The organism is Lamprobacter sp., from assembly GCF_034860625.1.
Taxonomy (GTDB): domain Bacteria; phylum Pseudomonadota; class Gammaproteobacteria; order Chromatiales; family Chromatiaceae; genus Lamprobacter.
This window is the reverse complement of record NZ_JAYESN010000054.1, coordinates 1-11,756: the sequence shown is the minus strand read 5'-3', so window position 1 is coordinate 11,756 and position 11,756 is coordinate 1. Positions and strand designations below refer to the sequence as shown.

Here is an 11,756-nt window from a genome sequence, read left to right as displayed (position 1 = left end):
CGTTACCCTCATCAGTTCAATGTCTTAACCACTAGCGGCAGCTCGTCATGAATCCGGCGCTCGCGACGCATCGTCCGACGGATCTCGATCTCGCCCCCTTCACGCACCTGCTCGACCCCGGCCTCATCGAAGATCAGCGCTTCGCCATCCGGGGCGCGGCGGAACAACCGATTGCCGCGCGCATCCACGCCAGCCCAGTCCATAATGGCCAGACTCGACCTCACAACCTTGGCACCGCGTAGCCTTGCATGGCCTGATCGACCGTCACCAAGGTCAAATCGTGCGCCAGCGCCTGACAAATCAACATGCGATCAAAGGGATCCCGATGCAGATCGGGCAGAGACGACAAACGGCAGACACTCGGCTCATCGAGCGGCAGAGCAGAAATGGCATGGCGCTCCCGTTGCCGGGGCAAATAGATTTCTGGAGATTCGGGCAACGGTAGTTTGCCGAGACGAGATTTGACCAAGCATTCCCAAATCGAAACCGAACTCAAGTAGACGTGGCTGTACGGATTGCGGATCGCCGCGACAGTGGGCTTGCTCAATCGCGCATCATTGCCGATATACCAGAGAAAAATATGGGTATCGAGCAGCAGTCTCATTGCTCGAAATCCCGCATGATGTCTTCAGGCAATGGAGCATCGAAGTCATCCGGGACCTGGAATTCTCCCTGACAAAGACCGATCGGACGCAGCTCTTTGGAGTTTTTTACACGCTGCTGAAGAAAACTGGCGAAATCTAACACCTCCGCTTGCCGCTCAGGCGGTAAGACACGGACTGTCGAAAGGATTTGCGCTTCGATATTCATAAGTGTTTTCTCGTCAAGCTGACATCAGTCTTCCACGATGCTCTGGAAGGGGCAGATTCGCAGCCGAGGACATCAGACGATCCGACAAGCCTGGCGGCGAGGCCGCTTGAAGTGCATCTGGGTCCGGTTGATAAAAGAGATAGTCCTGCGCCAGCAGATCGTGGAACCAAATCGCGGCGGGAAAATCATCCCTAGACTCGAACAGGAGTCGCGAAAGCGCCAGCATATTGGGCTCGATCTTCGTTGAGCGAGACTTGGCGCCTTTTTGCCCTTCCGCGCGAAACTGGGTCTCACCACCGTATTCGCGCCTGATGATGAAGCGCCAATCGCGGTGCGGGCTTGTCTCGCCGTTTAGGCGTGCGCCATCCCGCGAAGGCACCGCCCTGTCGGAAAACAGATAAAGGTATTCGTTCTTGACCTGCACTTGGCGCTCATTGAAGATCTCCAGCCGCAACTCGTAGCGAATCGTGCTGGGCCACCTCGGCTCGACCTTTTGTGATGCGGGAAGCGCCTCGACGATCGGCGGAATCACCTGCTCTGGCAGTCTCGATTCGAGTACGAGGATGAAGGCATCGCCCTGACCGCAATACACCAGCTCGCTCAGTGCAGTGCAGCGCGCAGGTCGACCGCGCTGCCGCTGGGTGAACGCCTGCGTGATATCCCTTTGGCTGAGACAATCGCCAATCAATCGAGGCACATCGAGCAGCGTCGTCTTTCCGGAGCCATTGGCCCCGACCAAGACGGCATACCTCGGGATATCAATACCAAGATTCTTCAAGCAGCGATAACGATTAGCCTCGATGCGCGTGATCATCCGTCCTGCTCCCTCAGAAATTCGCGGTATTTCTCAGCGATCACCGGCAGATCATTGTCTTCGATCTTCTCGCTGCGCGTCAGCACCCGTTCGACGAAACGGCCACCGATACGGATACGCTCAACATGCTGACGCGGCACGACGATCTCCTCGCCATCCGGGGTGCGCTTGTAGAGCTTGTTGCCGCGTCGGTCGAAACCGACCTTATCGGCGACCGCCATGAAGACCTGGTACGCCTCTGCCCCTCCCAGCGCCTCCGCCTGCTTCTCCTCTTCACTCTTGCGACGCAGGAACAGCAGACTGGTGAGGATGTTGACGTTGGCCTCGGCGATGAATGCCTCCACCGGGAGGTCAACGGAGGCCAGCACCTGGGTCTCGCGCATGATCCACCAGCGAATGTACTCAGCCGCCGGGTTGCCGAGGACGCCGTCTGGCAGGACGATACCCATGCGCCCGGTACCGGGCTTGATCCATTTGATGCAACGCTCGATGAAGAGGATCTCGGGCGACACGCTGCCTTGGAGTCGACCGGTATGACGAAAGCCGCCTTCTCCGTCACGCTCCCACACCCGAGCCAGTTCGTACTGTTCGAGGATCTGCTTGTCGGTGATCGGAATATCCGAGCCGAAAGGCGGATTGGTCCCGAGCACATCCACCGAGCCGAGCGGGATCTCTTTCCTCGCGGTCTCCAGATCGTTCAGGTGGCCCTTGGGAAACTCGAGCGAGTTGATGTTATAGATATGGCCGCGACCATCGCCGGCCAGGACCATGTTCATCTGCGCGGCACGGATCAGGAAGGGATCGAAGTCCGCTCCAAACACCTTGGCCGCGGCGAAGTCGCGCAGCCGCTCGTGCACATTGAGAAACTCGAGGGTGTTCTCCTGCCCGGCCTGGATCTTGGCCTCCGCGCGAAACAGCGCCAGCATGTACGCCAGAAGACCAACCAGAAAGCCACCCGTGCCACAGGCAGGATCAAGAAAGACTTCACCCTCCTTTGGCGCAAGCATCTCGATAACCAGTTTCACCGCCCCCCGCGGTGTGAAATATTGCCCGCGATCCCCTCGCAGGTTCACCCCAACCAGCTCTTGGTAGGCAACGCCCTTGGCGTCGACGTCGGTGCGGGTTAAGTCATACTTGGACAATTCGGAGACAATGAACGCCAGGGCACGATCCGATAGCGTGATCTCTTCGTTGCCTCGGAAAATATTGCGATAGTGCGTCTTGACCTCTCCGAAGAGGCTGTCGATCCGGCCGCGGATCGCGGTGCGTCCCTCTTTGGTGAATTGCTCCTTTGGTCCGGCCCAGAAACGCCGCTGCCAGGCATGACGCTGTTTGGTGCGTAGCCCCTCATCGTGCATCTTGCAGAAGATGAGATAGAGGAACTGCCAAAAGGCCGCATCTTTTGGCATCCCTTCGTTGCCGTGGATAAAGTTGTGGCAACGCCGGAAGGTGATCTTGAGCATCTCGTTGTCGGCGACACGGGTGTGCGCGTCCGAGAGGACATCCTTGGTGTCAACCGACGCTTCCGCCATCGGCCAGTCACCGATGGGGTTGCACTTGGTCTCGAAGCGTCTTTGCTCCTTTTCGAGAAAGAAGAACTCCAGACTATTGGTCCAGAGGCCATACTGCACAGCCTCTAAGTCGCGCATGATGGTCTCGAGCTCCTCAAGGTCTTTTGCGGCCTGCTCGAAGTCGCGGATGCGCGCGACGTTCTTGCCAACGGTCGGCTCTGGTCGACAGAGGACAACGCGACTGAGGTTCTCGAGGCGATGCGGCTTGCCGTGGTGGAAGATGCCAACATCCACCTTCTTTCGGCCCCCAATCGAGATGTCCCGCTCCATGTCTTCAGGCGAAAATCCGTACTCATGGATCAGCGCTCTCACCACCCGCTGACGCACCAGCTCTTTCTTCGTCTCCTTGATTTGCTTGCCTGAAATATAGTCGAGCGTGTAACCGGCTGGAATCGTGCGCTCCTTCGAGTCGACAGCCTCCTGTGCTGCGGATTCATTCTGTTCTCTTGCGGCTTCGCTCATCTCATCGCCCTTTGCACACGCGTTAAATCGTCTTGTCGCTCTCGATCTGGACAGCCTCTCGCTGCTTTGAGCAGCGAGCACCATCTCAAGCCTGAGAAGGCCGCTTGCGCGCGTCGAGCCCGGACGGCCAGAGAACGATCGGTCGACTACTCTAGCACATAAAGATATGCGTTGCATAACACTAAACATCGTGCTAAGTTGCCGTGCATGAAGACCTTTGGCGACACCCTCCGTGAGCTTCGCGTCGCCCAGGAGCTGGGCCTCCGGGAGATGGCCGGCAAGATTCGAATCTCGCCAGCCTATCTCAGCCGGATCGAACGTGGAAAGGAGCCCCCGCCGAGTCCCGAAGTGATCAAGGCCCTGGCAGCCGTGCTCGCCGTTGACCCGGACATCTTGTTTCGCCTCTCATCCGCGACCGACCCTGAGATCACAGACTTTCTGCGCGCGCGACCTGAGGTGATGAGGCTGCTGAGACTGATCCTCGAGGCTGGGCTCAGTGATGAGGACATCCAGCGCGTAACCGCGTTCGTCAGACAGATCTGCGATCAACATGAGTCGTCGTCGCCTTAGCCTGCGATGCCGCGCGCCAACGCTATGCTGGCGACCCGCGACCCGCGACATGGGGGGCCTGGAGCATGCACTTGCTGCCGGAGTTGGAACGCGCCGGTATGAGTCCTGAGTATCCTCAGCCCTTTCTGGGCAGACCGACGGAGGAGATTGGCTTCTGACCCGGCGAGGCCGCCCGAGACACTGACTCGAATCGCCCAACAGGCTCTGTTACTAAGCGCGCCGCCGGCGAGTCAGCACTGATCTGAGCCAAGCGGCGAGAAGGTGGTGCAGCGCGCGTGCAAAGGCCGTCAGCAGTGGCTGTTACTCAAGCAATTCCATGGTCGCTGCGTTGGCGACTTCACCGAGGTGGCTCAGGCAGAGACGCGTCGATCACCTGCGGGCACCTATCAGCAAGGCCGCTGGTGGGAGCGCGAGTTGGGGTATTGCTTGGAGAAGCGGGTGATCCGTCTTGTCGACGCTGGCTCAAGGAGGAGCCAACCCGAGCCCGTGTCGGTGACGAATACGAACAGACGTTCGAGGCACACAACGTTAATTTCTTGCCACTCGCGGCGTTGGCAGAGGCGGAGCTCGCGGCCGCTGAGCGCTGCGCGTTACAGCGGCTCTGCGCTTACAAGATCCGCGGACCCTCCGGGTATCCACGCGAGTGGCTGCAAGGCATCAAGGCCGAGCAGGTCATCGAGATCGTGCGAGAGGCGTTGTGCGCAAACCGAATCACACACAGATGGCTGATCTGACCCATGGCCGCGTTTGAACGCCACAAGCACTACACCCGATCCGACATCCACGCCGCGGTCGGCGGTCCCGACGTTCGTGAAGCGCCAGGCGAACGACTGGGAATTCGTCGGCGACTATCGGGCGCTTCGCCAGTGTTTCGACCTCAGCGAGATCGAGCGCTATGCGAGGACGGCGGGGCGAGTCGGTGATGTGACTTCGATCTTGTTCCTTGAGCCGACCGATTAACCCGAAGCCGGCGGTTGCTGGCTGTGTTGTCGATCAGCACCGCGGTTCGGGCCTGATTGCAACGCTGCCATGCGGCGGAGCTGGGGGGTTGAATCAGCCCAACGGATCGGCGGCTCCGGCTCACTGAGCTTGGGCGGCGCCTGGACCACGCGCTCGGCGGACGTGGCCGGCGATGGCCGAGCGATCCCCGAGCGCGTCGGTGGTCGCACGATCGGGCCGCTGGGCTCGGTGCCGGCCGCTCGCGCGGCAAGCGCACGCTGGGCTTGGTGGTCCGCGGGTGGGAGGCTATAGCCCAAGGCACCGAGCACGGCCAACGGGATGACGATCGCCAGGGCGATGCGCAGCGCCGAGCCGAGCAGGCGCGTCCAGCCCACAGCAACGCCCGGATTCAGCCAGGCCGTTCGGTCCCGCTCGGCGCGTCGTGCCTGGACGCCGGTGCGAAGGCGCGTGATGTGGCGATCGGCCTCGGGCTGATCATGGCGATCTCGTTTGTGCCGCCGTCGATGACGGCTGAGTGGCCGGACTTGGCGCAGCGGGCGATGGCGAGCTCGCGCGAGGTGCGCGTGTTGATGTTGGACGTCGGCGGTGTGGTGCTCGAGCAGGGCAGCGTCTGGCTGAGCGATGCCGGCTCGGCGCTGGTCGATGAGGGCGGCGCGATGCTGACCGATGCCCTGCAGGGGGCCGGTGAGGTGAACCTGAGTGCCGTCCTCCCGCGTCTCGGTGATCTGTTGCCGGCCCCGAGGACGCTGTTGGGTGATCTGCTCGGTGGGCTGGTCGAGGATTGGTGGCCGCAACCGTCGCTGCCGGCGGGTGGTGGCGACTTGCCGCGGGTGGCCGGCAGCTTTTCGGCGGCGAAGAATCTGTTGTACGAGCAGGTGTATCGCGGTCAGCCGGTGACGGCCTACTGCGGTTGCACCTATAACGGCCGGCGCGAGGTGGATCTGGGGAGCTGCGGGCTCGAGGGGTTTGCGGATACTGCGCGAGCGCGGCGGGTCGAGGCCGAGCATGTGTTTCCGGCGGCGCAGTTTGGCAACTTCAGGCGGTGTTGGCGTGATCCTGGCCGGTACCGCGCCTGTCGCGAGAAGGATGGGGATCTGGTCTCGGGGCGCGAGTGTTGTCTGCGGGTGGATGAGACCTTTGTTGCGGCGCACAACGATCTGCAGAACCTGATCCCGGCGGTGGGAATGATCAATGGGGATCGGCGGGATTACAGCTGGGGGATGGCGCCGGGCGGCAAGCGCTATGGGCGCTGCGGGATTCGGATTGATTCAGATGGGCGACGGGTGCAGCCGCCGGATGCGCTGCGCGGGGATATCGCGCGGATCATGCTGTATATGCGCGATACCTATGGGTTTCGGTTGTCGCGGCAGGATGCGCGGTTGTTTGCGGCTTGGGATGAGCTTGATCCGGTGGATGCTTGGGAGTTGAAGCGGCAGCGGCGGATCGCGCGGTTGCAGGGGGTGGAGAATGGGTATGTGGTTGGGTTTGTGATGAACGATACACACAGCCGCGCCGGTGACGCTGTCGCTCAACCGGCGCGGCTCGAGCCCCATGTTAGATGATTATGTCATTCGTTTCTCTGCAGACACACCGTACCTGAATTGTTGGCTCTTTGCTGACCCAAGTAGAGCCATGAGATTACCTGACCTATCTAAATCCGGAAGTCGCGAACAAACTGCCACTGCACTTCGCATGGGCAACCTTACCATTCGTCTTCTTGCAGAAAATCTCAGAACCCGCGCTCTCTACTTGGCAATAGCGAATATCGACCCAAGTCTCAGCTTGTCTCTTTAAGTTCATAAGTTCTTCCTTGCAAATACTCTCAGATGGAAAATCGAAAGTATCCGCCTGCGCCATCCCGGCTGTCACAAACAAAAACAAAAACAAAAACACTTTGATATAAAACATCAGTGCCTCTGGCTCATCGAATCATATTAACTCAGTTCATTGTATACGAACTGCCAAAAAATCCTCTAAAGTTTACTATCAACACATACGACTTACCTCCTTAGAAGACTCGACTTTGACAGTTTCGACGGGCCGCGAAAGTGCTATTTGCCTGAAAAGCCGTGAGGGCGAAAATTTGGAGCAGTCGGGGAGCTTGAACCGACCAAACCAGAGCCTTCACTAATCTTTCAGTACAACGCAAGCACCTGATTATAGTAGCGCGCAGTTTGGGAAAATGGCCAAGGTCGAGATATAAGACATTAAATTGGTTTCACCTTGCTTTATCTTACGCCAGCTGCAGCAGATAGATATAACTGAAGCCAAGAAAGAACCACGGCTTTATCGGCTAATTTTCACAATACTCACCTTTGTGCGTAATCATTAGGCCGGGATCATAAAGCGTCAGACTTATGCAGCCATTGCTTTTCCTTACATTTCCTGTCGGCTGAATCCTGCCCCAGCCTTTGCTAGATAGACTAATATTTAATCCAGAAACCTCACAGTTGTACTTGTAGCCTCTAGCGCTAGTGAAATAAAAAATATCCCCGGCTCTTTTTATAAAGTCATACTCTGCTGCAGAGTTTGCATTGACTTTCGATAAAGCGAACTTGCAGACACCAAACTTCTCCGAAGATGCAAGATCAGTCGACTTGCCAACAAATCCACTAGGAACCCAATAGGACTCAGTGTCATCAAGAGGCCTAATCTTAGAGACTCCTGCTAACACTATTTTTTCTAAAAGCTCAACCTTTGTTCCTTTAGCTAGAGAAATACATCCAGGAGATTTCACGGGATCATATACACCTGAACTGGCTATTTTTCCAAAAGATTCACGTGTAGTGCATCCAATAGTGTTTTTTGATAGATAGTTGTCATTTTTTGATGGAGCGTTGTCATTTTTTGAGTAATCTGAATAATTTACACTTAACACCAGATAAGATTCATCTACCCAATAATCACTTCCGTCTTTATTCCGAGGTATCAACGAATCGTTTGGCGCGACCAAGGCATACTTCGCAACAGGATCATAATCATTAATTATAACCCGATTTCCTTTAGAAAAGAAATGACACTTTTTATCATCACTAACGCGCGAAAACTTCCTCAGCATATCCTTCGCGGCCTCCTTGTTTCCAGAACGCATATAATTAAAAAATTTTTCTGAATTTTCCTTTGCTAGATTCTTGTCTTTACACCCAATTACTGGTCCTGCGATTTCATTATTTTCTTGCGCATTAAGATGCGCAGAGAAGAAAACCGAAAGAACAATTAAAGACATAACAATGCGCATAAACCACTCCTCAGTGTTACCAAAACAATCGAGATTTATCTGGCTTATCTTTCGAAGACTATCATTATAAATGAAAAAGTCGCTATTATCTTCTCCGCAGGAATTAAGTCACGGTTGCTGGATTTGGGGTTTGCTGATCGGGCTTCAGATAAACGTACTCGCCGCACGGCTGGCACTATAGGCTTTGGTCAGGGAAAACACTGATTCACCCTCAGCGCGGGCGAGCTTCTGTGACTTGCTTTGCCGCCAAAGCTGGCTTGCCCCGTTATAGACTAGGGGTCCAGAACGGGCGTCGTTGCATGTGCTATCCGGAAATCTAATCAGTCCCCACCGATCAGTGGTGCTGATACGTCTACGGTTGTTGCTCCCCTTCTTTCTCACCAATCCCAGCCCCGTGCAGTGGAACGCGGGAAACACTTCGTTATGATCGCAGCTTATATTTCTGAGGGGAATACCGATGCCTGCCGCATTGACCTATTGAGTTACCTATGCATTGATCTCAGTCATGAGTTCGATCAGCCAGCGCTGTGATGAGTGAAGTAGAGGTACTTGGCGGCTGATGCTGAGCGCTTGTCCACGAACCCTTGCTTAGTGGCGTCGGAAATCCCAAGGCCTTTGATGGTCGCCAGGTACTGCCCAGATGCCAAGCCCGGCCGCCTTGGCGCTGGCCTCGGCGCGGCTGTAGCTCGGATCAGGACAGTAGCGGCGATAGACGGCGGCTTGGCCGGCTTTGACCATGGCACGGTTGAGCACGGTGCCGGAGGTCGGGTTGATGACTTCGGCGACTTTGCGCCCGTAGCGGTCGGTGTCGCGGATGCGCAGCGAGACCACGCTAGGCGTGATGCGGCGCAGGTAGTCGCGGCTCTCGGTGCCCCAGGGCCGCTGCTGTATCTCGGGGGTGTCGATGCAGTATAGGCGGACCTTGATTTCACTGCCGTTGCAGATGGCCCGTAGCGTGTCGCCGTCGTGGATGCTGACGACCCGGCAGCCGGCGTTGTCGATGCTGCGCTGCAGCCAGGGAAGGCTGCTGCCGCCGATGAGCCAGGGTAAGGCGATGCCAGCGCCGGCGAGTACCCACCAGAGCAGCAGGCGGTGATGGCGCGGCAGTAGCCGATGCCAGGGGATGAGGCGTCGGGTCATGGGGTGATCCAGCGTTGCAGCAGCGGGGGGATGGTGGCGGATGAGGCGTTGAGCGTCGGCAGCTCGGGGACCTCGGCGCCGGGTGGGTGGCGGACTTGGGCGGTGAGATCGACTTCGCGCAGGGTCTTGCCCTGCCATTGCTCAAGCAGCGTGGGCCGGGCGTAGATGAGGCGCACGGTGTCGCTGGCCACCTCGATCGTCGGCGGGTTGGCCTTGAGGCCCTGCAGCAGGACGCTGCCGACCAGGTAGACCTCGCCGACCTCCTCAAGCGGCTGCAGGGCCTCGCGGATGGTCGTGGCGGCGAGCGTCGCGCCTTGGATCGGGCGGCTGCTGGTCTGGATCGGCTCTCCATGCTGGATCTTGGCGTGGCTGGCGTGCCAGTCGCAGTTCGAGCTCGCGCAGAGCGAGCGTGGGCCGCTGTCGGTGTCGAGGATGAAACCGGCGGTGCCCCAGGGGCCGATGATCGGATAGGTGCCGGAGACGTCGGTATAGGTGCGGTTGTCGCGGCCTTTGAGTTCGACGCTGAACAGCGCGGTGCCTTTGTCGCGGTCGTACTCGCCGCGGGCCATCTCGAGATCGCCGAGCGCGCCGCGGATGAGGCCGGCGGTGCCTTTGCCGGTGGCGGCGAGCGGCATCATCAGGGCGCCGATCAGGGCCATGATGAGCAGGAACACGAGTTCGCCGCCGCCGGCGACGTCCATGCGCCAGTCGGAGTTGCCGGGCAGCACGCAGCGGATGCGCGCGGGCCAGAACCAGGCGACACCGCTCTTGGTCATCATGTCGCACCAGGAATGGGAGACCCAGCCGGCGATCAGGGCCATGGCGTAGCCACCCGGCAGCAGCCACCAGGCGAGCACGGCGGCCACCAGTTGCGGCAGCAGAGCATGGGTGAATGTCCGGTGCCCGAAATAGCGCTCGAGCGTGCCGGAGGTCAGGCGCAGCAGGCGGCCGATGGTGCCCGAGCGAGTGTCTCGTTGATGGCACTGAAACGAGGCGTTTGGTTCACGGGGTCGAGTCCCCATGCAGCATAGAGCGCTGACTCAGCTGTCATCGAGACCGACCTATTTTGTCACTGCATCAACGAGGACAACCCCATGTGCGGACGCTTCGCCCTGTTCTCGGACCCTGATACCCTCGCCCACCACTTCGGGCTTGAGACGCCAGCGGTTGACGTGCAACCGCGCTACAACGTCGCGCCGACCCAGTCGGTGCTAGCGGTTCAATTGGCCGAGGATCAGCAGCGCCGCGAGCTGGTGCCGCTGCGCTGGGGCCTGGTGCCGTTCTGGTCCAAGGGACCGGACAACCGCTACAGCATGATCAACGCCCGCGCCGAGACGGTGGCGAGCAAGCCGGCCTATCGCGCGGCCTTTCGTGAGCGGCGCTGCCTGATCCCGGGGGATGCCTTCTACGAATGGCAGACGGGGGCGGATGGCAAACAGCCCTTTGCGATCCGCCGGACGGATCGAACACCGTTCGCGATGGCTGGACTCTTTGAGCATTGGCAAGGCGAGGACGGGTCGGTGATCGACTCTTGCACCATCATTGTCACCGAGGCCAATGCCCTGCTCCGCCCGATCCATGAACGCATGCCGGTGATCCTCGACCCCGTCGACTATGGCACCTGGCTCGGCACCGAGCGACCGGACCGTAAGACCGACAAGGCGTGGCTTCAGTCCCTGCTGAAGCCGGCCGATCCCCACGGCTGGGAGGCCTATCCGGTCTCCAGGGCGGTGAACAAGCCGGGCAACGACAGCCCGGAACTGCTTGCGCCCATCACGACAGCGTCACGTTTCCAATGAGCAACAGCAGGATGCGTCGGCGCATCGGGCGGAGTCGCACCCCGCCCGGCTTTGGTCCTAAGACTCAGAGCGCCTTCTTACAGAAGTACCAATCCAAGCACTCATACCCCTCAGCCATGCGCGCCTCAGCCTGCTCGGCGGTCGCCGGCGGTGGCACGATGACCTTGTCGCCCGGCTGCCAGCCTTCGGGGGTCGCGACGCCGTGCTCATCGGAGGTCTGCAGCGCCTTGACCAGGCGCACGAACTCGTCGATCGAGCGGCCATTGCTCATCGGGTAGTAGACCATGGCGCGTAGCACGCCATTGGGGTCGATGATGAAGGTGGCGCGCACTGCGGAGGTGTCGCTGGCACCGGGCTGGATCATGCCGTAGGCCTTGGCCACCTGCATCGAG

General features: G+C 59.0%; 15 protein-coding genes and 1 pseudogene. 5 read left to right on the top strand and 11 right to left on the bottom strand.

Annotation, left to right across the window (positions count from 1 at the left end; translation table 11 throughout):
- Positions 1-11: 11 nt before the first annotated feature.
- Genes VBE63_RS14785 through mads2 form a run of 5 tightly spaced genes read right to left on the bottom strand, consistent with a single transcriptional unit; the run spans position 12 to position 3,657 of the window.
- On the bottom strand, positions 12-203 hold the full coding sequence (locus VBE63_RS14785; RefSeq protein WP_323683794.1) for a hypothetical protein: 192 nt from the start codon (positions 201-203) through the stop codon (positions 12-14).
- Between the two features lie 17 nt (positions 204-220).
- Entirely contained in the window at positions 221-604 is a 384-nt protein-coding gene (locus VBE63_RS14780; RefSeq protein ID WP_323683793.1) for a type II toxin-antitoxin system VapC family toxin, read from the bottom strand.
- Positions 601-810: a DUF2281 domain-containing protein gene (locus VBE63_RS14775; protein WP_323683792.1), complete on the bottom strand. Its 210-nt coding sequence runs from the start codon at positions 808-810 to the stop codon at positions 601-603. Before VBE63_RS14775 ends, VBE63_RS14780 begins: the two co-directional genes overlap by 4 nt.
- A 13-nt stretch (positions 811-823) precedes the next feature.
- On the bottom strand, positions 824-1,624 hold the full coding sequence (locus VBE63_RS14770; RefSeq protein WP_323683791.1) for a hypothetical protein: 801 nt from the start codon (positions 1,622-1,624) through the stop codon (positions 824-826).
- Positions 1,621-3,657, bottom strand: coding sequence for a methylation-associated defense system DNA methyltransferase MAD2 (gene mads2, locus VBE63_RS14765; RefSeq protein WP_323683790.1), 2,037 nt, complete (start codon positions 3,655-3,657; stop codon positions 1,621-1,623). The genes VBE63_RS14770 and mads2 overlap by 4 nt, the downstream gene beginning before the upstream one ends.
- Before the next feature lie 207 nt (positions 3,658-3,864).
- Here mads2 and VBE63_RS14760 point away from each other — a divergent pair, with 207 nt between their 5' ends.
- The 3 genes from VBE63_RS14760 (at position 3,865) to VBE63_RS14750 (ending at position 5,187) form a co-directional block, all read left to right on the top strand.
- Positions 3,865-4,227 (top strand): helix-turn-helix transcriptional regulator, encoded by a 363-nt coding sequence (locus VBE63_RS14760; protein ID WP_323683789.1) that lies wholly within the window; start codon positions 3,865-3,867, stop codon positions 4,225-4,227.
- Positions 4,228-4,628: 401 nt separating this feature from the next.
- Positions 4,629-4,961, top strand: coding sequence for a hypothetical protein (locus VBE63_RS14755; protein WP_323683788.1), 333 nt, complete (start codon positions 4,629-4,631; stop codon positions 4,959-4,961).
- Positions 4,962-5,037: 76 nt separating this feature from the next.
- Positions 5,038-5,187: a hypothetical protein gene (locus VBE63_RS14750; protein WP_323683787.1), complete on the top strand. Its 150-nt coding sequence runs from the start codon at positions 5,038-5,040 to the stop codon at positions 5,185-5,187.
- On the opposite strand, the gene VBE63_RS14745 is transcribed toward VBE63_RS14750, so the two are convergent.
- Complete coding sequence (locus VBE63_RS14745) at positions 5,184-5,561, bottom strand: hypothetical protein (RefSeq protein ID WP_323683786.1); 378 nt, start codon at positions 5,559-5,561, stop codon at positions 5,184-5,186. The two genes, VBE63_RS14750 and VBE63_RS14745, sit on opposite strands and share 4 nt — an antisense overlap.
- A 78-nt stretch (positions 5,562-5,639) precedes the next feature.
- Between VBE63_RS14745 and VBE63_RS14740 the strand changes: the two genes are divergently transcribed.
- Positions 5,640-6,749, top strand: coding sequence for an endonuclease (locus tag VBE63_RS14740; RefSeq protein WP_323683785.1), 1,110 nt, complete (start codon positions 5,640-5,642; stop codon positions 6,747-6,749).
- An 85-nt stretch (positions 6,750-6,834) separates the two neighbouring features.
- Here VBE63_RS14740 and VBE63_RS14735 read toward each other — a convergent pair whose 3' ends face one another.
- From VBE63_RS14735 to VBE63_RS14720, 4 genes are all read right to left on the bottom strand, one after another.
- Complete coding sequence (locus tag VBE63_RS14735; protein WP_323683784.1) at positions 6,835-7,095, bottom strand: hypothetical protein; 261 nt, start codon at positions 7,093-7,095, stop codon at positions 6,835-6,837.
- A 385-nt stretch (positions 7,096-7,480) separates the two neighbouring features.
- Positions 7,481-8,425, bottom strand: a complete 945-nt coding sequence (locus VBE63_RS14730) for a hypothetical protein (RefSeq protein ID WP_323683783.1) — start codon at positions 8,423-8,425, stop codon at positions 7,481-7,483.
- Between the two features lie 588 nt (positions 8,426-9,013).
- Complete coding sequence (locus VBE63_RS14725; protein ID WP_323683782.1) at positions 9,014-9,565, bottom strand: thermonuclease family protein; 552 nt, start codon at positions 9,563-9,565, stop codon at positions 9,014-9,016.
- Positions 9,562-10,587: a metal-dependent hydrolase gene (locus VBE63_RS14720; protein ID WP_323683781.1), complete on the bottom strand. Its 1,026-nt coding sequence runs from the start codon at positions 10,585-10,587 to the stop codon at positions 9,562-9,564. The genes VBE63_RS14725 and VBE63_RS14720 overlap by 4 nt, the downstream gene beginning before the upstream one ends.
- Positions 10,588-10,659: 72 nt before the next feature.
- Between VBE63_RS14720 and VBE63_RS14715 the strand changes: the two genes are divergently transcribed.
- Positions 10,660-11,364, top strand: a complete 705-nt coding sequence (locus VBE63_RS14715; RefSeq protein ID WP_323683780.1) for an SOS response-associated peptidase — start codon at positions 10,660-10,662, stop codon at positions 11,362-11,364.
- Between the two features lie 64 nt (positions 11,365-11,428).
- Here VBE63_RS14715 and VBE63_RS14710 read toward each other — a convergent pair.
- Positions 11,429-11,756 (bottom strand): annotated as a pseudogene (locus VBE63_RS14710) (peroxiredoxin); the annotation flags it as partial.

Coding starts and splice junctions, on each gene's coding strand:
- VBE63_RS14735 (WP_323683784.1), bottom strand. CDS start 7,095: ATGTTTTATATCAAAGTGTTTTTGTTTTTGTTTTTGTTTGTGACAGCC.
- VBE63_RS14770 (WP_323683791.1), bottom strand. CDS start 1,624: ATGATCACGCGCATCGAGGCTAATCGTTATCGCTGCTTGAAGAATCTT.
- mads2 (WP_323683790.1), bottom strand. CDS start 3,657: ATGAGCGAAGCCGCAAGAGAACAGAATGAATCCGCAGCACAGGAGGCT.
- VBE63_RS14720 (WP_323683781.1), bottom strand. CDS start 10,587: ATGGGGACTCGACCCCGTGAACCAAACGCCTCGTTTCAGTGCCATCAA.
- VBE63_RS14785 (WP_323683794.1), bottom strand. CDS start 203: ATGGACTGGGCTGGCGTGGATGCGCGCGGCAATCGGTTGTTCCGCCGC.
- VBE63_RS14780 (WP_323683793.1), bottom strand. CDS start 604: ATGAGACTGCTGCTCGATACCCATATTTTTCTCTGGTATATCGGCAAT.
- VBE63_RS14725 (WP_323683782.1), bottom strand. CDS start 9,565: ATGACCCGACGCCTCATCCCCTGGCATCGGCTACTGCCGCGCCATCAC.
- VBE63_RS14775 (WP_323683792.1), bottom strand. CDS start 810: ATGAATATCGAAGCGCAAATCCTTTCGACAGTCCGTGTCTTACCGCCT.
- VBE63_RS14760 (WP_323683789.1), top strand. CDS start 3,865: ATGAAGACCTTTGGCGACACCCTCCGTGAGCTTCGCGTCGCCCAGGAG.
- VBE63_RS14730 (WP_323683783.1), bottom strand. CDS start 8,425: ATGCGCATTGTTATGTCTTTAATTGTTCTTTCGGTTTTCTTCTCTGCG.
- VBE63_RS14715 (WP_323683780.1), top strand. CDS start 10,660: ATGTGCGGACGCTTCGCCCTGTTCTCGGACCCTGATACCCTCGCCCAC.